Annotated in this window: 22 protein-coding genes and 2 other annotated features; of the genes, 20 read left to right on the forward strand and 2 right to left on the reverse strand. The window is 36.4% G+C overall.

Annotated elements, in window-relative coordinates; genetic code table 11:
• Positions 1-61 precede the first annotated feature (61 nt).
• Positions 62-191: a sequence feature (ribosomal protein L20 leader region), on the forward strand.
• A 22-nt stretch (positions 192-213) separates the two neighbouring features.
• The 15 genes from infC to ACSBRB_RS00905 all read left to right on the forward strand — a co-directional run bounded on the left by infC (position 214) and on the right by ACSBRB_RS00905 (position 14,641).
• A complete protein-coding gene (gene infC / locus ACSBRB_RS00835) occupies positions 214-741 on the forward strand; it encodes a translation initiation factor IF-3 (protein ID WP_083498176.1) in 528 nt (175 codons plus the stop codon).
• Positions 742-767: 26 nt separating this feature from the next.
• On the forward strand, positions 768-968 hold the full coding sequence (rpmI, locus tag ACSBRB_RS00840; protein ID WP_059107180.1) for a 50S ribosomal protein L35: 201 nt from the start codon (positions 768-770) through the stop codon (positions 966-968).
• An 83-nt stretch (positions 969-1,051) separates the two neighbouring features.
• Positions 1,052-1,408 (forward strand): 50S ribosomal protein L20, encoded by a 357-nt coding sequence (gene rplT / locus ACSBRB_RS00845; RefSeq protein ID WP_059107181.1) that lies wholly within the window; start codon positions 1,052-1,054, stop codon positions 1,406-1,408.
• Positions 1,409-1,535: 127 nt separating this feature from the next.
• On the forward strand, positions 1,536-2,147 hold the full coding sequence (locus tag ACSBRB_RS00850) for an NUDIX domain-containing protein (RefSeq protein WP_435031191.1): 612 nt from the start codon (positions 1,536-1,538) through the stop codon (positions 2,145-2,147).
• 10 nt (positions 2,148-2,157) lie between these two features.
• A complete protein-coding gene (locus tag ACSBRB_RS00855) occupies positions 2,158-3,093 on the forward strand; it encodes a hypothetical protein (protein WP_435031192.1) in 936 nt (311 codons plus the stop codon).
• Between the two features lie 134 nt (positions 3,094-3,227).
• On the forward strand, positions 3,228-4,538 hold the full coding sequence (gene tig / locus ACSBRB_RS00860; RefSeq protein WP_435031193.1) for a trigger factor: 1,311 nt from the start codon (positions 3,228-3,230) through the stop codon (positions 4,536-4,538).
• A gap of 175 nt (positions 4,539-4,713) precedes the next feature.
• On the forward strand, positions 4,714-5,979 hold the full coding sequence (clpX, locus tag ACSBRB_RS00865; RefSeq protein WP_107391565.1) for an ATP-dependent Clp protease ATP-binding subunit ClpX: 1,266 nt from the start codon (positions 4,714-4,716) through the stop codon (positions 5,977-5,979).
• A gap of 571 nt (positions 5,980-6,550) precedes the next feature.
• The gene (gene yihA, locus ACSBRB_RS00870) at positions 6,551-7,138 is read left to right on the forward strand and encodes a ribosome biogenesis GTP-binding protein YihA/YsxC (protein WP_435031194.1); all 588 of its coding nucleotides are present in this window, start codon (positions 6,551-6,553) and stop codon (positions 7,136-7,138) included.
• A 161-nt stretch (positions 7,139-7,299) separates the two neighbouring features.
• Positions 7,300-8,655: a glutamyl-tRNA reductase gene (gene hemA, locus ACSBRB_RS00875; protein WP_435031195.1), complete on the forward strand. Its 1,356-nt coding sequence runs from the start codon at positions 7,300-7,302 to the stop codon at positions 8,653-8,655.
• Positions 8,656-8,676: 21 nt separating this feature from the next.
• Positions 8,677-9,510, forward strand: coding sequence for a cytochrome c biogenesis protein CcsA (gene ccsA, locus ACSBRB_RS00880; RefSeq protein WP_435031196.1), 834 nt, complete (start codon positions 8,677-8,679; stop codon positions 9,508-9,510).
• Between the two features lie 54 nt (positions 9,511-9,564).
• Positions 9,565-10,494, forward strand: a complete 930-nt coding sequence (hemC, locus tag ACSBRB_RS00885) for a hydroxymethylbilane synthase (protein WP_435031197.1) — start codon at positions 9,565-9,567, stop codon at positions 10,492-10,494.
• A 15-nt stretch (positions 10,495-10,509) separates the two neighbouring features.
• Positions 10,510-11,202: a uroporphyrinogen-III synthase gene (locus ACSBRB_RS00890; RefSeq protein WP_435031198.1), complete on the forward strand. Its 693-nt coding sequence runs from the start codon at positions 10,510-10,512 to the stop codon at positions 11,200-11,202.
• A complete protein-coding gene (hemB, locus tag ACSBRB_RS00895; protein WP_435031199.1) occupies positions 11,192-12,169 on the forward strand; it encodes a porphobilinogen synthase in 978 nt (325 codons plus the stop codon). Before ACSBRB_RS00890 ends, hemB begins: the two co-directional genes overlap by 11 nt.
• A gap of 18 nt (positions 12,170-12,187) precedes the next feature.
• On the forward strand, positions 12,188-13,474 hold the full coding sequence (gene hemL, locus ACSBRB_RS00900) for a glutamate-1-semialdehyde 2,1-aminomutase (protein WP_435031200.1): 1,287 nt from the start codon (positions 12,188-12,190) through the stop codon (positions 13,472-13,474).
• Positions 13,475-13,567: 93 nt separating this feature from the next.
• Positions 13,568-14,641, forward strand: coding sequence for an AbrB family transcriptional regulator (locus tag ACSBRB_RS00905; RefSeq protein WP_435031201.1), 1,074 nt, complete (start codon positions 13,568-13,570; stop codon positions 14,639-14,641).
• 26 nt (positions 14,642-14,667) lie between these two features.
• On the opposite strand, the gene ACSBRB_RS00910 is transcribed toward ACSBRB_RS00905, so the two are convergent.
• The gene (locus ACSBRB_RS00910) at positions 14,668-15,258 is read right to left on the reverse strand and encodes a DNA-3-methyladenine glycosylase I (protein ID WP_435031202.1); all 591 of its coding nucleotides are present in this window, start codon (positions 15,256-15,258) and stop codon (positions 14,668-14,670) included.
• Positions 15,259-15,323: 65 nt separating this feature from the next.
• Positions 15,324-15,565, forward strand: a binding site (T-box leader).
• A 45-nt stretch (positions 15,566-15,610) separates the two neighbouring features.
• Here ACSBRB_RS00910 and ACSBRB_RS00915 point away from each other — a divergent pair.
• The 5 genes from ACSBRB_RS00915 to ACSBRB_RS00935 all read left to right on the forward strand — a co-directional run bounded on the left by ACSBRB_RS00915 (position 15,611) and on the right by ACSBRB_RS00935 (position 21,569).
• Positions 15,611-18,241 (forward strand): valine--tRNA ligase, encoded by a 2,631-nt coding sequence (locus ACSBRB_RS00915; protein ID WP_435031203.1) that lies wholly within the window; start codon positions 15,611-15,613, stop codon positions 18,239-18,241.
• 11 nt (positions 18,242-18,252) lie between these two features.
• Entirely contained in the window at positions 18,253-19,515 is a 1,263-nt protein-coding gene (locus ACSBRB_RS00920) for a bifunctional folylpolyglutamate synthase/dihydrofolate synthase (protein ID WP_435031204.1), read from the forward strand.
• 291 nt (positions 19,516-19,806) lie between these two features.
• Positions 19,807-20,493, forward strand: coding sequence for a prepilin peptidase (locus ACSBRB_RS00925; protein WP_435031778.1), 687 nt, complete (start codon positions 19,807-19,809; stop codon positions 20,491-20,493).
• Positions 20,490-21,167 (forward strand): RadC family protein, encoded by a 678-nt coding sequence (gene radC / locus ACSBRB_RS00930; RefSeq protein WP_435031205.1) that lies wholly within the window; start codon positions 20,490-20,492, stop codon positions 21,165-21,167. The genes ACSBRB_RS00925 and radC overlap by 4 nt, the downstream gene beginning before the upstream one ends.
• A gap of 123 nt (positions 21,168-21,290) precedes the next feature.
• Positions 21,291-21,569, forward strand: a complete 279-nt coding sequence (locus tag ACSBRB_RS00935) for a hypothetical protein (RefSeq protein WP_435031206.1) — start codon at positions 21,291-21,293, stop codon at positions 21,567-21,569.
• A 209-nt stretch (positions 21,570-21,778) separates the two neighbouring features.
• Here the strand turns inward: ACSBRB_RS00935 and ACSBRB_RS00940 are convergent, their stop codons facing one another.
• Entirely contained in the window at positions 21,779-21,967 is a 189-nt protein-coding gene (locus tag ACSBRB_RS00940) for a hypothetical protein (protein ID WP_435031207.1), read from the reverse strand.
• Between the last annotated feature and the right edge of the window lie 68 nt (positions 21,968-22,035).

Raw genomic sequence — 22,035 nt, forward strand, 5'->3', positions numbered from 1 at the left:
TATTGAAAAGTATTGACTTATAGGACGTAAGTTGCTAAGATTGTTCTTGTTGAATACGAAACGAACCAAGTAGAAGCACCCGCTTCTCACCTGTAGCGACGCCATAGAGCAGTTGGCAGGTTACTACGACATGGAACAATCATGTATGAAAGAGAGCGGGTAGCGTATGCTATCCGCTCTTTTGCTTGGGATAATTTCGTAAAAATCTTGGAGGTGTCAACCATAGCAAAAGATCAAACTCAAGTAAATGAGAAAATTCGCGCAAAAGAGATTCGTTTAATCGGCCAAGATGGCGAACAAATTGGTGTTAAATCTAAACGTGAAGCGCTAGAAATGGCAGAACGCGTTGAGCTCGACGTTGTCGTCGTTGCTCCAAATGCAAAACCACCTGTTGCAAGAATTATGGATTACGGTAAATACAAATTCGAACAACAGAAAAAAGAAAAAGAAATGAAAAAGAAACAAAAAACAATCAACGTTAAAGAAATTCGCTTAAGTCCAACAATTGAAGATCACGACTTCAATACAAAATTGAAAAATGGTCGTAAATTCTTGTCTAAAGGCGATAAATGTAAAGTTTCTATTCGTTTCAGAGGACGTGCAATCACTCATAAAGAAATCGGTCAACGCGTATTAGAACGTTTTGCCGAAGAAACTAAAGATATTGCAACCGTTGAGCAAAAACCTAAAATGGACGGGCGCCAAATGTTCATCATGCTTGCGCCACAAAACGAAAAATAAACAATTAATCGTAGGAGGAAATTATCATGCCTAAAATGAAAACACACCGTGGAGCTGCTAAACGTGTTAAAAGAACTGGTTCAGGTCAATTAAAACGTTCAAGAGCTTTCACATCTCACTTATTTGCAAATAAAAACACAAAACAAAAACGTAAATTACGTAAAGCTAAATTAGTTAGCAAATCAGATATGAAACGCGTTAAATCATTATTAGCTTATAAAAAATAAGTGAAGTTATTCGATTAAATCTAACGATAGTCTATTTCGTAAAGACATAATATAAGGAACACATATACAAGGAGGAATTCTTTATGCCACGAGTTAAAGGTGGAACAGTAACAAAAGCGCGTCGTAAAAAAACGATCAAATTAGCAAAAGGTTACTTTGGTGCAAAACGCACTTTATATAAAGTAGCAAAACAACAAGTCATGAAATCAGGTCAATATGCATTCCGTGACCGCCGTCAAAGAAAACGTGATTTCCGTAAATTATGGATCACACGTATCAATGCAGCTGCACGTCAACACGACATCAGCTACTCACGTTTAATGAACGGCTTAAAACAAGCTGGTATCGATATCAACCGTAAAATGCTTTCAGAAATCGCTATTTCAGACGATAAAGCATTCGGCGAATTAGTATCAAAAGCTAAAGAAGCTTTAAAATAAGGTAAGATAAAACGCTTGGGTTTAGCCCAAGCGTTTTTTATTGCAGTGATTCCACTATCACGATTATTTTAAAACTTTATGCACTTTTGATAAAATAATTAAGAAGTCACAAGAAAAGGAGATTATTATGTCGAAATTTGATGAACAAATTATCGTAGTACCAAGAAAGACCGTTTTCGATGATGAAAAGCATCATTTTAACGGCTTTTTAGCTGAAGATCAGTCTCAAGCACAAGCTATTTATGAAACACTATCACAATACGAAGTTAAACGTCGTGGTGATATGGAAGAAGATCCAAGTTACAAACAATTAATCTCCTATTGTTTATTGGAAAATGAAAAAGGTGAAATCCTAGTTTATGATCGCTTATCTGGTGGCGGAGAAGCAAGACTACACGGACAATCTTCAATTGGTGTCGGTGGTCATATGAATGATGTGCCAGATGCTTCTTCAATTAATGAAGCTTTCCGCACGAATGCGCAACGTGAATTAAACGAAGAAGTGGGACTCAGCGATGAACATGCACAAGATCTTGAATACATTGGTTTTATAAACGATGATACCAACGAAGTAGGACAAGTGCATTTAGGTGTTGTTTTTAAAATCAAAGTCTCAAGCGACGATGTAGAAGCAAAAGAAACTGACACATTGAAAATAGCATGGAAATCTTACGATGATATTAATAATTATGATGATTTTGAAACATGGAGTGCGCTAATTTTGGAAGCACTAGCATAGGAGTGTGTCAATGTCTGATATAATTCCATTTCCACAATCTAAAAACAAATTAATTAGAGATATTAAACGTGCGTATCAACAGGAAGATTATGAAGCGATGTATCAATTGATAGAAACATACGAATCACAATTCGAGATGGATGAACAACTATCCCTCATGAAGTGTTCCATGTTATATCAGTTGGGTTATTATTTAGAACTTAGAGAAGAAGTCATTATTTTACTACAACAAGGGCATCGTAACTATGATGAATTAATTATTTACTATGTCAAAAGTTTAAATGGATTAGGACAATATTATGAGACTGTGCAAGTCATCAATCAAGTCATTGATGAAGTTAATAATCATCGCACACGAATGGAGTTACTTCCTATTAAAGATTATGCACAAGGTAAACTTGAACAGTCACATCAAGCAGCCGTTCAATCTTTAGAACAATTTGATCAACTCAGTGACGAACAGCAAGTTCATGCATTACTTAATTTACTTGATAGCGGTCAATTCCAGTATCAATCAACAATGATCAATCTTATCCATTCGATTGAGCTCGCACCAAATGTCCTTTCTCTTATGCTAGAGTATTTACAAAAAGCCCAATGTAATGACACAATTAAAATAGAAAAATTAGGTCATACTATAGACATCATCCCGAGTGAACTGCCAGATATAGAGCATTATAGTCTACAGACTGAAATTGCGCCAAGGGTATTGAAAGAACTTGGTGATGCTCTCGGAGCTCTACAAGATCCAATCACCGATGTGTTTGCCATACATGCCATTCATCTTTATCCGCTAGACCTTGAAGCAAAGGCTCCGATTGAGGTCTGGGTTGAGGCGTACAAAAATTATTTCCAAGCCATGATTGGATTGGAAAGTTTAGATGAGTCAAATGAAATCATCCCTATACTTCAGCAAATTGATTCACAATTAAGTGATCTGATTTAGGGTATATAAATGAAAAGAGTTATGAGTAAACGTCATCGAACACGAGACGAACGCTAGGTTTGTGTAGTTTGGTCTCCTATGCTATAATGATGAGGTTGAAAAATAAAATAGGTTAATCATGGAGGTTTTTATACATGACAGCAACATGGGAAAAACAGGAAGGCAACGAAGGCGTACTATCAGTTACAGTTCCTGCAGAAGAAGTAGATAAAGCGCTTGATAAAGCATTTAAAAAAGTAGTTAAACAAGTGAACGTACCTGGTTTCCGTAAAGGTAAAGTACCTCGCCAAATCTTCGAACAACGTTTTGGCGTTGAAGCATTATATCAAGATGCAGTTGATTTATTACTACCAGAAGCATACGGTAATGCCATCGATGAAACTGGCATTAAACCAGTCGCTCAACCTGAAATCAATATCACTCAAATCGAAAAAGGTAACGACATGAAATTCGAAGCAACTGTTGTCGTTGAACCTGAAGTAGAATTAGGTGACTACAAAGGTCTTGAAATTGAAAAACAAAGTACTGAAGTGACTGACGAAGAAGTACAACAACAAATTGATAACCAACTTAACAATTTAGCTGATATGGTTGTTAAAGAAGATGGACAAGTCGAAGAAGGCGACACAGTTAACATCGACTTTGACGGCTATGTAGATGGTGAACAATTTGAAGGTGGCCAAGCAGATGGCTACGACCTAGAAATTGGCTCAGGCATGTTCATCCCTGGTTTCGAAGATCAACTTGTAGGAGCTAAAGCTGGGGAAGAATTAGACGTAAACGTTACTTTCCCAGAAGAATATCATGCAGAAGAATTAGCTGGTAAAGAAGCTACATTCAAAACAAAAGTCAACGATATCAAATATAAAGATATGCCAGAATTAGACGATGAAATCGCTAACGAATTAGATTCAGATGCTGATTCAGTAGATGAATACAAAGAAAACTTACGTAATCATCTAGCTGAACATAAAGCAACAGATGTAGAAAATACACAAAAAGAAGAAGCGATTACTAAAGCAACTGACAATGCAACTGTAGACATTCCAGATGCAATGATCGAAACAGAAACAAATCGCATGCTTCAAGAGTTTGCTCAACGTCTTCAACAACAAGGCCTTAACTTAGAAACTTATTTCCAACTTTCAGGCCAAAACGAAGATCAACTTAAAGAACAAATGAAAGACGATGCACACGAACGTGTGAAAACAAACTTAACATTAACTGCTATCGCAAATGCTGAAAATATTGAAGCATCTGATGAAGATATTGATAGTGAACTCGATAAAATGAGTCAACAATTCAACATTTCAGTTGAAGACATCAAAAAAACACTAGGTAATACTGATATCATTAAAAATGATGTTAGAATTCAAAAAGTGATCGATTTCTTAGTTGATGAGGCTAAATTAGTAGAATCATCTGAAGCTAACAAAGAAGAATAATAATTATCAATATTACTCAAAACATACCTAAGTAATATAAATAATCTATGAATAAGTAGCAGATGCATTTAAGTAATGTATCTGCTACACTACTTTATGCATAACATTTGTGGAAGCTACTATTTGCATATTAAAATACTATCTAGTATAGTCTTTACGGAATAGGGGTGTAAAAATGTTCAAATTCAATGAAGATGAAGAAAACCTAAAATGTTCTTTCTGCGGTAAGGATCAAGACCAAGTTAAAAAACTTGTAGCAGGAAGTGGCGTATATATTTGTAATGAATGTATTGAATTATGTTCTGAGATTGTAGAAGAAGAACTCGCACAATCTCAACCTGAAGAATTAGAAGAATTACCGACTCCTAAAGAAATCATGGATCATTTGAATGACTATGTGATAGGGCAAGAAAAAGCTAAAAAATCATTAGCTGTAGCGGTATACAATCACTACAAACGTATCCAACAACTTGGACCTAATAATGAAGATGATGTTGAATTACAAAAAAGTAATATCGCACTCATTGGACCTACTGGTAGTGGTAAAACATTACTTGCACAAACACTTGCAAAAACACTTAATGTTCCATTTGCAATTGCAGATGCGACAAGTTTAACAGAAGCAGGTTATGTCGGTGATGACGTAGAAAATATCCTTCTCCGTTTAATACAGGCTGCTGATTTTGATATAGATAAAGCTGAAAAAGGTATTATCTATGTCGATGAAATTGATAAAGTAGCTCGTAAATCTGAAAATACATCGATTACTCGTGATGTCTCTGGTGAAGGGGTACAACAAGCATTGCTTAAAATCTTAGAAGGCACAACCGCTAGTGTACCGCCTCAAGGTGGCAGAAAACATCCGAACCAAGAGTTGATTCAAATTGATACGACAAACATTCTATTTATCTTAGGTGGGGCATTCGATGGTATCGATGAAGTCATCAAACGCCGTTTAGGTGAAAAAGTGATTGGCTTCTCAAGTAATGAAGCAGATAAATATGATGAAGATGCAATTTTAGAACAAATTCGTCCAGAAGATCTTCAATCTTATGGTTTAATTCCTGAATTTATCGGTCGTGTACCAATCGTCGCAAACTTAGAAACATTGGATGTCAGTGCATTGAAAAATATCTTAACACAACCTAAAAATGCACTGGTTAAACAATATACTAAGATGTTAGAACTTGACGATGTCGAATTAGAATTTACGGATGAAGCGCTCACTGCAATTAGTGATAAAGCTATCGAACGTAAAACAGGTGCTCGTGGTCTTCGTTCTATCATAGAAGAAGCATTGATCGATATTATGTATGATATTCCTTCATCTGATGGTGTCGTAAAAGTCATCATTACGGGTGATACAATCAGTGAAGAAAAAGAACCTGAATTGTATGACAGTGAAGGTAACTTAGTGAATTCAACTCAGACTTCTGCTTAATCGATGACTTTAATTAAATAGTTCGTCATGTTGAACATCCTTCTAACAAAAGCTTTGAAAGTATATGTATAGAAGGATGTTTTTATTTGGCTCTCCATCATGGATGGCGGGTTAATATCAATATATATTAAGTGGTTTTCTAGAGATTGCTTACCTATCCTCGCTTTCCTAGGCGCCTCACTTGGGAGAGGGACAGAAATCTTGTAGAAAGATTTCGTTGTACCACCCCTGCAAGGCTGAGTAGGATTGAAAAAGCTCAACTGAGTGCATCTTCAATCCAGTCAGCTACTGCCAACTAATTTTGGCTAATAAATAACACTTTAAATTACTACATGTATTTGGCCAAAATGGATTTTCAGTTTCGGCTAGATGCCTCAGGAGTCTCGGACGGTGATGCAATCTTATTTAGCTACCTTATCCACGTTTTATGCCACGATTCTTTTTCTCTCCTCGTTTTTTAAATATATATATAATATTATTTAAAACCGTATGTGTTTTGGAGAAATTATTTCATTCTAATGGACTTTATAATATAATAGAACAGCTATCATGTGAAAGAGAGGGTCGAATAATGAAAATAAATCCAAATAATATAGAGCTTTTAATCAGTGCGGTAAAACAAGAACAATATCCAGAAACAGGATTGAGTGAAGTTGCATTGAGTGGACGTTCCAATGTGGGGAAATCTACTTTTATTAATAGTATGATCGGACGTAAAAATATGGCTCGCACCTCTCAACAACCTGGTAAGACACAGACGCTCAATTTTTATGATATCGATCAACAACTTGTCTTTGTCGATGTGCCGGGCTATGGTTATGCAAAGGTAAGCAAAAGCCAACGTGAAGCATTCGGCAAAATGATTGAACAATATTTAACGACAAGAACCTCATTGAAGCTTGTCATACAATTGGTTGATTTGAGGCATAATCCTACAGAAGATGATCGATTAATGTATGATTATCTCAAATATTACGAAATACCTACACTTGTGGTTGCTACTAAAGAAGACAAAATCGCAAAAGGAAAGGTTCAAAAAAATTTATCACGCATCCAACGTGAATTAGAAATGGAGCCTGAAGATCAAATTATCAGTTATTCTTCGATAAAAAATAACAAGCAACAGCGAATTTGGGATCTCATTGAACCTTATTTATAATGATTTTAATATTGGAAAGGATAAATCATTTTTTTGGTGCATTTATGGCAAAATTTTGACTGTAGATTATAATTCTTCTAAATTAATCGGGCAAGTTGCTTAAATGTGGCCATATATATGTTATACTTGCATTATTGTAATATTTATGGAGGGCGTTATAAATGCATTTAATCGCGGTAAGTATCAATCAGCGAACAGCCGATGTAGCACTTAGAGAACAAGTTGCTTTTAACAATGATGCTAAACGTTCAGCCAATGTTGATTTATTCGAGACAAAATCTATCTTAGAAAATGTCATATTATCAACTTGCAATCGCACAGAAGTATACGCGGTAGTCGATCAGATTCATACTGGTCGTTACTACATTCAAAGATTTTTAGCGCGTAAGTTTGGTTTTGAAGTCGATGACATTAAATCTTTTTCAGAAGTCAAAGTGGGGGACGACGCTGTAGAACATCTATTTCGCGTCATAACTGGATTAGATTCAATTGTACTTGGTGAAACACAAATTCTTGGCCAAATGAGAGATGCTTTCTTCATGGCACAAGAAGAGCAAACCACAGGTACAATCTTTAATCATCTTTTCAAACAAGCGATTACTTTTGCGAAAAAAGCACATAATGAAACGGATATTGCTGATAATGCAGTGAGCGTATCTTATGCTGCGGTTGAACTTGCTAAAAAAGTGTTTGGCAAATTAGCTCATAAAAAAGTACTTATTATTGGTGCGGGGGATATGAGTGAACTTTCACTATTAAATTTACAGGGTTCAGATGTAACTGATATTACTGTCGTTAATCGCACAGTAGCCAATGCGCAGCGATTAGCCGACAAATATCATGTTGCATATGACTCCTTAGAATCACTACCAACTTTATTAGCACAAGCTGATATCGTGATCAGTTCTACAAGCTCTGAACAGTTTATGATTACGAACGAAATGTTAAAATCAGTCGCACCGCATCGTAAATCTGATTCTTTAGTACTCATTGATATAGCGGTACCAAGAGATATAGAACCGAATATCGATGCCATTTCTGATAGCTTTACGTATGATGTTGACGATCTGAAAGGGCTTGTCGACGCGAACTTGAGAGAACGTCAACAAGCTGCAGCGCAAATTGAACAACAAATTCCAGGTGAAATCAATGCACATAATGATTGGGTCAACATGTTAGGTGTCGTACCTGTTATTCGTGCATTAAGAGAAAAAGCAATGAACATTCAAGCTGATACGATGGACAGTATTGATCGCAAATTACCTGATTTATCAGAGCGTGAACGTAAAGTGATCTCTAAACATACGAAAAGCATCATCAATCAAATGTTAAAAGATCCAATTAAACAAGCTAAAGAGTTGAGTAATGATAGAAAAAGCAATGAAAAATTAGAGCTCTTTCAAAACATTTTTGCCATCGAATCAGCTACAGAGGAGAAAAAAGAACAGCAAGCTTCCGAAGCTAAATCAAAGGCTAAATCAGAAGTAGGTCATGGTCGCATTTTAAGTTTTGAATAAGCTTCTAGCCATGGTGATGCTATGCAAGAAACACTATTTTTTAGATTTCATGAACTTATCTTATTCGTATATTTAATAAGTATATTTTGTTATTTCTATGATTTTATAACGAAGAATCATAGAATTAGACAAGTAGGGTTTATCACACTGGGGATTGTTTGGGTTTTACAAACAATCTCTTTGTCTATTTATATTAATATGTACCGTCATGCCTTATTAGGTAATGTCTTTGATGTATTATTCGTATTGACATGGTTGATTATTTCAATATCGATTGTCATATCTGTCATTAAACATTTAAATATATCTATATTTTTATTTAATCTCATCGGTTTCATTTTACTAGCGTTAACGACGTATCAACCATTACAAGGTCAAGCTGAAGGCGACCAGTTAAGACTCATTAATGAACTCTTATTTGTACATATTGGATTAGCGATTGTAAGTTATGCTTTGTTTGCTTTCGCTTTTGTGAATGCCATACTGTATTTGATTCAATATAATAATTTGAAGCGGAAGCAATTCAGTCAAGTTTACTTCCGTATTGCAAGTGTAGCAACACTGGAAAAAACAGTGTTCTATAGTTCATTAATTGGTTTTGTCATGTTGATATTTAGTATTATTTTAGGTGTACAATGGGGTTTGAATACACTAGGCAATCCAATCTTCATCGATTCGAAAGTGATATTGTCTCTAATTATTCTACTGTTGTACGGCTGTTATATTATACTAAGAATATATAAAGTATTAACGAAACATAAACTGATATATCTTAATATTGCTTTGTTCTGTTTATGTATGATTAATTTATTATTTGCCTCACATGTATCAAGCTTTCACCATTTAGCAGGGTGAATCCAAGCTGTTAATTGATTCATTTTAAAAGATTTGAGAGGAAGTGATTTATAGATGCGTAAGCTGATCGTCGGTTCGCGTAGAAGTAAGTTGGCGCTTAGACAAAGTCAACAATTTATCGATCAGTTGAAAGAGATTCAACCTGATCTCGATATCGAAATCAAAGAAATCGTCACTAAAGGCGACCGCGTAATAGATAAGCAATTATCAAAAGTGGGTGGAAAAGGCTTATTCGTCAAAGAAATCCAAAATGAATTGTTCGATCATACGATTGATTTAGCGATTCATTCACTTAAAGATGTACCAAGTGAGTTACCAGAAGGCTTAACACTCGGCTGTGTGCCAGATAGAGAAAATCCTTTCGATGCTTACATTGCGAAAAATCATACACCGTTAGATCAACTTCCTGCTGGTAGTATTGTCGGTACAAGTTCATTGCGCCGCGGTGCTCAAATTTTAGCGAAATATCCTGACCTAGAAATTAAGTGGATTCGCGGTAACATTGATACGCGCCTAAACAAATTAGAAACGGAAGATTATGACGCGATTATTCTTGCTGCTGCAGGATTAAAACGGATGGGTTGGTCAGATGACATTGTTACTACCTATTTGAACAAAGAAACACTTGTTCCTGCCATTGGTCAAGGTGCTTTAGGAATTGAATGCAGAGCAGATGACGAAGAACTTATCACACTTTTACAACAGGTGCACAATCAATCTGTAGCGCGATGTGTGACTGCTGAACGCACATTTTTAAAAGCGATGAACGGTAGTTGCCAAGTTCCAATTGGCGGTTATGCGACAGAAGAGGATGATGGCACCATCGAATTTACAGGTTTGATTATGTCTACGGATGGTAAAGAACGTTACCAACAAACAGAGCGTGGTAAAGATCCAGTTGCAGTTGCTGAAAAAGTGAGTACGATACTTAAAGATCAAGGGGCACATAAAATCATTGAAGCATTAAATGATGCAGAATCATAAATAAGGGTGAGAATTATGAATCCAGTTATAGTGATGACACATTCTAGCAAAATTGAAAGCAATGACGCGTCTCTCATGCACAAGCCGTTTATTAAAATTGAGCCGCTTACTTTCAATCAAACGCTTCTCAGTGTACACTATGACTGGATTATTTTTTCATCTAAAAATGCAGTCAAATACTTTAAACCCTATCTTTCCCGGTCACATTACAAACAAGTGGCTGTCATAGGTAAAAAAACAGCAGCATATTGTGAAAAAGAAGGTATTGCCGTAGATTTCTATCCGGCTGATTATTCACAAGAAGGTTTCTTAGCTGAATGTCCGATTCGTGCTGGAGAAAGTGTGCTCATTCCTTCAAGTAAAGCGGCGCGTCCTTATCTTGTGGAACAATTGCGTGACCGCGAAGTAGCAGTTGAAAAGATTGATTTATATCAACCACAACCCGATTTGGAAAATATTAAAACAGTCGTTCAGCTCATAAAAAATAATGAGGTTGTTGCTGTGACTTTTGCCAGTAGTTCAGCTGTCAGATATTTCTTTGATTATCTCGATAGTGCATCACTTCAATTTAATCATTATATAGTCATAGGTAAACAAACATTGCATACCATGCATCAATATGGACAATCTGCGATACAGGCAGATGAGCCTACCATCGATGCAATGATACAAAAAGCGAAAGAAGGTAAGCAGAATAATGGATTTTGATAGACATAGAAGATTACGTTCTTCTAAATCAATGCGCAATTTAGTTAGTGAAACACACGTACGTAAAGATGATTTGATTTATCCTATTTTTGTCGTAGAACAAGATGATGTGAAAGAAGAAATTAGTTCTATGCCAGGTATTTATCAAATCAGTTTAAACTTATTACATGAAGAACTTAAAGACGCTTATGATTTAGGCATTCGAGCTATTATGTTCTTTGGTGTGCCAAATGAAAAAGATCCTGAAGGTCATGGGGCATACGATGAACATGGTGTCATTCAAGAAGCGACTAGAATTGCAAAACAATTATATAGTGATTTATTGATTGTAGCAGATACGTGTCTTTGTGAATATACCGATCATGGCCACTGTGGCTTAATCAATGAACAAACGAAAGATGTAGATAATGATAGATCTTTACCATTACTTGTTAAAACAGCGATTTCTCAAGTAGAAGCAGGTGCAGATATTATTGCCCCAAGTAATATGATGGACGGCTTCGTCGCTAGCATTCGTAAAGGTTTAGATGACGCAGGTTATGAAAATGTACCGATTATGAGCTATGGCATCAAATATGCATCTAGCTTCTTTGGTCCATTTAGAGACGCAGCAGATTCTGCACCACAATTTGGCGATCGAAAAACATATCAAATGGATCCAGCGAATCGCCGTGAAGCTTTGAGAGAGCTTGAAAGTGATTTACACGAAGGCGCAGATATGATGATTGTCAAACCTGCACTCAGTTTCTTAGATATCGTGCGTGATGTGCGCAACCACACGAACGTCCCTGTTGTAGCATACAACGTGAGTGGCGAGTACAGCATGATCAAAGCTGCAGCTCAAAATGGTTGGATCGATGAAAAAGCAGTCGTCATGGAACAAATTAAATCTATGAAACGCGCAGGCGCTGATATTATTATTACTTATTTCGCAAAAGATATTTGCAGATATATTGATGAAGGATAATAGAGGAGGGAGTCATTTATGTCACGTTATGACAAATCAATTGAAGCAATGAAAAAAGCAGAACCCCTTATGCCTGGTGGGGTGAATAGTCCAGTAAGAGCCTTTAAATCTGTGGATACACCCGCTTTATTCATGGAGCATGGTGAAGGATCTCGTATTTATGATATTGATGGTAATGAATACATCGATTATGTATTGAGTTGGGGGCCACTCATTTTAGGTCACAAAAATCCACGTGTGATTGAGAAATTGCACGAAGCGGTTGATCGTGGTACAAGCTTTGGTTCATCAACGTTAGAAGAAAATAAATTAGCTGAACTTGTCATCGAACGCGTACCTTCTATTGAGAAAGTCCGTATGGTATCTTCAGGTACTGAAGCAACACTTGATACACTTCGTTTAGCGAGAGGCTATACTGGCAGAAATAAAATTGTGAAGTTTGAAGGATGTTATCACGGACATAGTGATTCACTCTTAATTAAAGCAGGCTCAGGAATTGCCACACTCGGATTACCTGATTCTCCAGGCGTGCCTGAAGGTACAGCGAAAAACACGATTACAGTACCTTATAACGACTTAGATGCGTTGAAAGTGGCTTTTGAACAATATGGCGATGACATCGCAGGTGTGATCGTAGAACCTGTTGCCGGCAATATGGGTGTCGTACCTCCGAAAGAAGGATTCTTACAAGGTTTACGTGATATGACAAACGACTATGGCGCATTGTTAATATTCGACGAAGTGATGACTGGATTCAGAGTCGGATACAATTGTGCACAAGGCTACTTCGGTGTCATTCCTGATTTAACTTGTTTAGGAAAAGTCATCGGTGGTGGCTTACCAGTTGGTGCGTTCGGTGGTAAAAAAGAAATTATGGATGAAATTGCGCCGGTCGGTACGATTTATCAGGCTGGTACTTTATCCGGCAACCCACTCGCTATGACAAGTGGATATGAAACACTCAGTCAATTAACACCTGAATCATATGAGCACTTTAATAAATTAGGTGACATCCTTGAACAAGGCTTGAAAGATGTCTTCGCGAAACATAACGTACCGATTACCGTTAATCGTGCAGGATCAATGATTGGTTACTTCTTAAACGAAGGGCCTGTGACAAACTTTGATGAAGCCAATCAAAGTGACCTAGAATTATTTGGTAAAATGTACGGTGAAATCGCGAAAGAAGGTATCTTCTTACCACCATCCCAATTTGAAGGTACGTTCTTATCTACTGCACATACTGAAGAAGATATTAAACAAACCGTTGAAGCCTTTGATCGCGCGTTAAGCCGAATCGTATAAGAAAGAGAAAAACGTCTGAGTACTATTAGGATGGCTCAGACGTTCGTTTTATATCCAAAACATTTATGAATCGACTATTGGAAGTTGGGTTATATGAAAAAACATTTATGGTTGAATAATAGTTTGCTGTTTCTCATGGCGGTTGCTATCAGTCTTACACTGCACTTTTTACATGTATTACTTCCATTTATGTTTGGTCCAATTATAGCTGGGATTATCTGCGTTAGAGTTTTAAAATTAGAAGTCAATTGGCCATCTTGGATTAAACTACTAGGAATGATTTTACTCGGAGTTCAAATCGGTACGACCTTTACGAAAAGTGTCATCGGAGACATTAAAGATGATTGGTTCTTCATCGTGTTGATGACTGTATTACTCATCGTGTTATCATTATTAATCGCAACGTTATTTAAGCGGATAGCACAGGTTAATTTTCAAACCGCGATGTTAAGTGTCATACCAGGGGCGTTGAGTCAGATGTTATTAATGGCAGAGGAAGATAAACGTGCCAATCTCATGATCGTGAGTTTAACACAGACGTCACGTATTATCTTTGTCGTCATTTTAATTCCGCTGATTTCATTTTTGTATTCAACGCCTAAGGAACAAAGTAGTGCTGGCGCATATGTGCAAGCACCGTTGACTGACGTATTATCGTTACAACATGTGTTAATTATTGGTGTTTTGATTGCGTTGGTTTACGTATTGATGAAGAAAATTCATTTTCCAACGAAAGAACTGTTGGCACCGATCATCGTGTTAATTGGTTGGAATCTGACGACGAACATGACATTTGCGTTGGATAGTTATATCATCGCTGCCGCTCAAGTGTTATATATGATCAGTATAGGGGTCCAAATTGCTCACTTACTCGATCAAATGAAAGGGCGCATTGCTGTAGCAATTACCTTACAAAATGTATTATTAATCCTCGTGACTTTCGTCATGGTTAATATCATTAGTTATTTCAGCAATCATGACATTAATAACTTGTTCTTAAGTGCAGCCCCTGGTGGTGTGAATCAAATCGTCTTAGTCGCAATGGAAACAGGTGGCGACGTCGCGATGATATCGAGTTATCATATATTTAGAATCTTTTTCATCTTATTTATTATTGCACCCTTAATTCAATTTATTTTGAATAAATTGGCAGCACAACGACGGTAAAGTTAGGTCGAAGCACTTTACATGCATTAAAACCATTCTGCAGGCGCTAAAGGTTTGTCCGTATGTGCAGGATTATGAGGACAACTTTCTAAATGGCTGTTATATAGGCCGGCTGCTTCTAAAAACGAAAATACAGTGACTGGCCCTAAAAAGCTAAAGCCATATGATTTTAAAGATTTTGATAACTGCGTCGCACGCGCGTCGACAGTGATGCGATCTTCAGGGGACTGGTAATGCATGTTGATCGGTTCGTGCTCCACAGTTTCCCATAAAAAGTTACTAAAGCTACCGTGTTGTCGTTCGATTTCCAAATAACCTTTAGCCTGGTTAACAATGGCTTCTAGCTTTTTACGATTATGGATGATATTTGGGAATGACATGAGTTGTGAGATATCGTCTTGAGTCATTTGCGCAATGCGAATCGGATCAAACTGATAAAATGCGTCTTCATAAGCTGACTTTTTCTTTAAGATGGTAAGCCACGAAAGACCAGCATGTTGTGATTCTAGAGCTATCAGTTTAAACAGTTTTAAACTGTCATAGCAAGGTCTGCCCCAAACTTCATCATGATATTTTAAATATAACGGATCTTTGGTATTAAACGCACAAGGATTCATAAAAGTTAGCGCCTCCTCATTGACTTATTGCAGGATTCATTATACTATAATATCGTAATTAAATAATGCGTTTTGGGAAGAGTAACTATTGATTATTTCTCAGAGAGTACACATAGAGCTGAAAGTGTATAGATGATCTGTAGCGAAGGTAGCCCACAAGATTTCTAACTGAACTTGATAGAGATAAATTAGGTTAGAACGTGTTTTGAGCGTTAATCATAACTATGAGTGCTTGAGTTTATGTCGTGTTATTATGGATAGACATGCTCTTGAATTTAGGTGGTACCACGGAATATCCGTCCTATTATTAATTTAGTAGGACGGATGTTTTTATTTTTAAGGAGGCAAAACGATGGAGATGAAACCTAAATATAACCCGCAAGAAGTTGAAGCAGGGCGCTATCAACAGTGGGTAGACAACGGTTATTTTAAAGCAACAAGAGACGAGAATAAACAACCCTATACAATTGTTATTCCGCCGCCCAATGTGACAGGTAAACTGCATCTTGGACATGCATGGGATACAACGTTACAAGACATCATCACACGTATGAAACGGATGCAAGGTTACGATACGCTATATTTACCTGGTATGGACCATGCCGGTATCGCGACACAAGCTAAAGTGGAAGCGAAATTAAACGAACAAGGTATCTCACGCCGTGATTTAGGTAGAGAGAAATTTTTAGAACAAGTTTGGGATTGGAAAGAAGAATATGCGTCATTTATCCGTAAACAATGGGCTAAATTAGGCCTTGGATTAGACTATAGTCGTGAACGCTTCACATTAGATGATGGTTTAAGTAAAGCGGTACGTAAAGTGTTTGTTGATATGTATAATAAAGGCTTAATTTATCGTGGAGAATACATTATTAACTGGGATCCAGTTGCACAAACTGCACTTTCTGATATCGAAGTCATTCACGAAGACGTTCAAGGTAAATTTTATCACTTCAAATATCCATATGCGGATGGAGATGGATACATAGACATTGCAACCACACGTCCTGAAACAATGCTTGGTGATACGGCGATTGTCGTGAATCCAGAAGATGATCGTTATAAAGATGTCATTGGTAAGAAAGTCATTTTACCTATTGTTGGTAGAGAATTACCTATCTTAGCTGATGATTATGTTGATATTGAATTTGGTAGTGGTGCGATGAAAGTAACACCTGCCCATGATCCAAACGACTTTGAAATTGGTAATCGTCATGATTTAGAACGCATCGTTGTGATGGATGAATCTGGTAAAATGAACGATAAAGCGGGCAAATACGAAGGTATGGATCGCTTCGACTGTCGTGAACAACTCGTTGAAGATCTGAAAAAAGAAGGTCTCGTTATTAAAATTGAAGAACATGAACATGCGGTAGGCCATTCTGAACGCTCTGGCGCTGTCGTAGAGCCTTATCTTTCTACGCAATGGTTCGTCAAAATGAAACCTCTTGCAGAACAAGCGTTAAACAATCAAAAAACAGATCAACGCGTAAACTTCGTACCTCCACGTTTTGAAAAAACTTTCAATCGCTGGATGGAAGAAATCAGAGATTGGACGATTTCACGTCAACTATGGTGGGGTCACCAAATTCCAGCTTGGTATCACAAAGAAACTGGAGAACTCTATGTCGCTGAGGAAACACCTGAAGATATTGAAAATTGGGAGCAAGATGAAGACGTATTAGACACATGGTTCTCTAGTGCGCTCTGGCCATTCTCTACACTCGGTTGGCCAGATGTTGAAGCAAAAGACTTCCAACATTATTATCCAACGAATGCACTGATTACGGGTTATGACATTATCTTCTTCTGGGTTGCACGAATGATTTTCCAAGGTGTGGAATTCACTGAGCAACGTCCATTTGAAGATGTCTTATTACACGGACTCGTGCGTGCGGAAGATGGACGTAAAATGAGTAAATCACTCGGCAACGGTGTCGATCCTATGGATGTCATTGATGAATATGGTGCGGACAGCTTGAGATACTTCTTAGCAACAGGTTCTTCACCAGGTCACGATTTACGTTATTCTACTGAAAAAGTTGAAGCCGTATGGAACTTCATTAATAAAATCTGGAACGCAGCACGATTCAGTATTATGAATATTGGTGATGACTTTAAAGTGGAAGATGTCGATCTTTCTGGTCAATTATCACTCGCAGATAAATGGATATTGACTCGCTTAAATGAAACGATTGAAACAGTGACTGATCTCAGTGATAAATATGAATTCGGTGAAGTTGGTCGTGCACTTTATAATTTCATTTGGGATGAATTCTGTGATTGGTATATCGAAATGAGTAAAATACCTATGAATGGCGACGATGAAGATCAAAAACAAGTGACACGTTCTGTATTGACTTACGTGTTAGACCAAACAATGCGTATGTTACATCCATTTATGCCATTTGTAACTGAACAAATTTGGCAAAACTTACCACATGAAGGTGAAACAATCGTAACGGCAGAGTGGCCACGCGTAAGAAAAGAGTTTATATTTGAAGATAGTAAAGAAACTATGGAACAACTTGTAGAAATCATTAAATCAGTAAGACAATCACGTCAAGAAGTTGAAACACCATTATCTAAAGCCATTCCTATTTTTATTCAAGCTAAAAACGACCAAGTCAAAGCAACATTGATCGATAACCAAAATTACATCGACCGATTCTGTCACCCAAGTGAATTAGTGATTGAAACATCTATTGATATACCAGAGAAAGCAATGACTTCAGTAACCGCAGCGGGAGATGTCGTGTTACCACTTGAAGGCTTAATCGACATGGACAAAGAAATTGCACGTCTTGAAAAAGAATTAGACAAATGGCAAAAAGAATTAGACCGTGTAAACAAAAAATTAGCAAATGAGAACTTTGTTAACAAAGCCCCAGAAAAAATCATTAACGAAGAACGTGAAAAACAACAGAATTATCAAGAAAAATATGATGGTGTTAAAGAAAGAATTAATCAATTGAAAGCATAGGAGTTTTAGTCATGAATTACCTAGATAGTTTATACTGGATACATGAGAGAACTAAATTTGGCGTTAAACCTGGAGTCAAGCGTATGGAATGGATGCTTGAAAGATTGGACAATCCACAACACAACATCAGAGGTATTCACGTTGGCGGTACGAATGGCAAAGGATCAACAGTTGCTTACCTCAGAGCTGCATTAGTAGATAATGGTTACGAGGTCGGTACATTTACTTCACCATTTATAGAAACTTTTAATGAACGTATTAGTTTAAATGGCGTTCCTAGCTCAGATGATGAAGTCGTTGAACTCGTACAAATTGTGAAAACAGTCAGTGAAGACATGGATGAACAAACAGATTTAGGTGTTGCGACAGAATTTGAAATTATTACTGCTATGATGTTTGTTTATTTCGGCAAACTTCATCCAGTAGATTTTGTTATTATCGAAGCTGGTTTAGGTATTAAAAATGATTCAACGAATGTATTTAATCCTATAATGGCAATATTGACGAGCATCGGTTTAGATCACACTGATATTTTAGGGGATACGTACATCGATATCGCTAGAGATAAAGGTGATATCGTTAAACCTCATATCCCTGTGATTTATGCCGTGAAAAACGATGATGCATTAAAAGTGATTCGTAGCTATGCAGAAGAACGTCACGCAACGCCGATTGAGTATGATCGTGATATTAATATCGTTTCAGAAGACGATGAGTTTACATATCGCTACAAAGATTATGAATTAGAAACGATCGTCCTTGAAATGGTTGGAGAACATCAAAAAGAAAATGCAGCATTAGCCATTACTGCTTTAATCGAATTAAATGAACGTAACTATATAGAGCTCGACTTTAACAAAATGATTGATGGTATTGAATCTGTTCATTGGACTGGCCGTATTGAACAAGTTAAAGAACAACCTTTGATGATTTTAGATGGTGCGCATAATACAGAAAGTGTTTCCGCACTCACTGATACAATCAAAAAATACTATCACAGAGATAAAATGGATATTCTGTTTTCAGCCATTAAAGGTAAATCAGTACGCAAAATGGCAGAAAACTTAACTGAAATCGCTGATCGCTTTTACATTACAGACTTTGAATTTCCAAAATCACTAACTAAAGAAGATATTTACCACGATGTTCCAAGTGATAATAAAGAAATGATCGATGACTATGTTTCCTTTATTGAAAATTACGATGGTGACGGTTTATTGATTACAGGTAGTTTGTATTTTATTAGTGAAGTCAAAGCGAAATTAAACTTTTAAAACAACTTCATTCAATGAATAGAGATTAGAAATCGGACTAACTGAGTATGCGTTATACCAGTTAGTCCGATTTTTTTTGTTTAAAAAATTTGATGTTGGAACTAGGAAACTTGATAGAGGTGACTGGATTTTTGGGAGGAGATATGTGCAGAATATGGGCTTACCGCAACTTAAAGTAAAAATTAGTCGAGGTAGTACATACAGATTATCTATATTTGATAAAAATGTTATAAAATATAATAGTTGTGTTATAATGTGTGAGAGGTGATGTGCTTGATTGTCCAACTACTGATGTTTCCCATTATTGTTAGTTTTTTATATCAGCTATGTAGCGTTGAACAACTATCTATCAAATATTTATCTTCAAGATCTCGTTGTGATTACTGCCAACGTCCTTTATCCACTTTAGAACTCATCCCCATTTTCAGTTATATCATTCAAAGAGGGCAATCACGTTGTTGCCATCAAAAGCTAAGTTTCCTATATCCGTTGGGTGAAACAATTTCACTTAGTGCCATCCCCTTATTAAACATGAAGCTTCCGATTACTTCCGAATTATTTCTCATTTTATTCTTCATGCTACTGACTTTGAGTATATTTGATATAGCCACACTTACTATTCCATTACACATGATTTTGATTTTTTCATTATGTTGCTATTTTTATAGTGACATACATTTCTCTAGTACGTTGCTCATGTTAATAGGCTTACATCTATTTTATTTTTGTAGTCAGCACGCCATCGGTTATGGCGATATACTCGTTTTTAGTGTGCTCGCGAGTTTCTTACCTCTCATGGTCTTTATTTATGTCTTTTTGTTTACCTTTATTATTGGTGGCATCGTTATACTCGCCTGGATGCTATTTAAACGGGAGGGGCTTACTCGTCATGTGCCACTTTTACCTTTTATCTTTCTTTCTTTTTGTTTTGTTATGTCTCAATATTCATCTTTATATCAAGGAGGTTTTTTTATTTGAAAATTAACGAACTTGCTACATCACAAAAACCTAGAGAGCGCTTATTAAATTACGGTGCTGCATACCTTTCCCATGCAGAATTATTGGCGATATTGCTTAATACTGGGAGAAAAGGTGTGTCCAGTTTAGAAATCGCCAATGAACTGTTACTCAGCGTAGAAAATTTAAAAGAAATTAAACAGTTATCGATCGATGAACTAAAAACGTTTAAAGGCATCGGTTTATATAAAGCTGTTATATTGAAAGCAGCTTTTGAATTAGGAGAACGTATGCATTCTGGAAGTGTTGATGAGAAAATAAAGATCACTTCTCCAAATGATGTGGCTCAATTTATGATGGGTAAATTACAAGATTTAACGCAAGAGCATTTTGTTGTATTATTTTTAAATGCGAAAAATATAGTCATTAAACAAAAGGTGATTTTTATAGGGACACTTACCAGTTCGGTCGTGCATCCACGAGAGGTCTTTCATGAAGCGATTAAAGCGTCGAGTCATGCGATTATCGTCGTACACAATCATCCTTCTGGAGATGTCACACCCTCGGAAGCTGATAAAGTCACTACTTCAAGACTTAGACAGTGTGGTGAAGTTTTAGGTATTGATGTATTAGATCACATTATCATCGGAAATCAGAAGTATTTGAGTCTGGTTGAAGCGGGTTTATTTGAATAGAATATGCAACGTTTGTGAATGGGGAAAGTGTTTAATCTGATAAGTATCCATAACTTAATTACCACTTCGTGATTTATTTCGTGTATAATGTCAGTGAAAAATAGTACAAATGAGGTGTAATGATTGAGTGCGATCATGCTGATTGGATTAATATTTCCGGTGATATACTTGATGCAACTTGTGCGTAAACGTATCTCCATCAATTGGAAAAGAACGGGTATAGCTATCGGTTTATCATTGCTTGGAATGACACTTACCACAGTGATTATGATTGTAGCAGTAGATATCGAAGCATCAATATGGATGTTCTTTATCGCAAATTTAATTGTGGGATTTGTTTGGGGCTTAATTTTAACTGGATGTTATTACGTATACCAAATACTTTCACAAAAGATAAATTAGTACTTCTGAGAGTCATGTAAGGAATCTTTGGTGAACATAAAGAGGGAGCATATGTGGCGCTGAAATATGTATGAACTCATATGTAAAGTGATATGATCACTTTCTATCCAACGATTATATGCTCCCGAGAGGTTTATTTAATTTTAGTTATGATTTAGTTTAATATTTTGAATATCGATGATTTATCCTTTAAAACGCATTCAGGTCTTTTATAAGTTCCAATTAGATGTATTGAGATATTCATTGTAGTGATCGAGTAACCACATCACACCTTGATAAGCTAAATATATACATAAGACAGCAACCGCTATTGAAATCAATACTCTAAGTAGAGAAAGACCAACCTTGAATAGCAGGATAACTAAAAGTGCAATTAAGATTATGATTAGTATATTCATTTTTTCACCTCTTAATATTGATTATATTTAAGTTCATGTATGTTTTCATCGGTCTATAGTTTTGAGTT

It is taken from the genome of Staphylococcus auricularis, from assembly GCF_051172115.1.
Classification (GTDB): Bacteria; Bacillota; Bacilli; order Staphylococcales; family Staphylococcaceae; genus Staphylococcus; species Staphylococcus auricularis_A.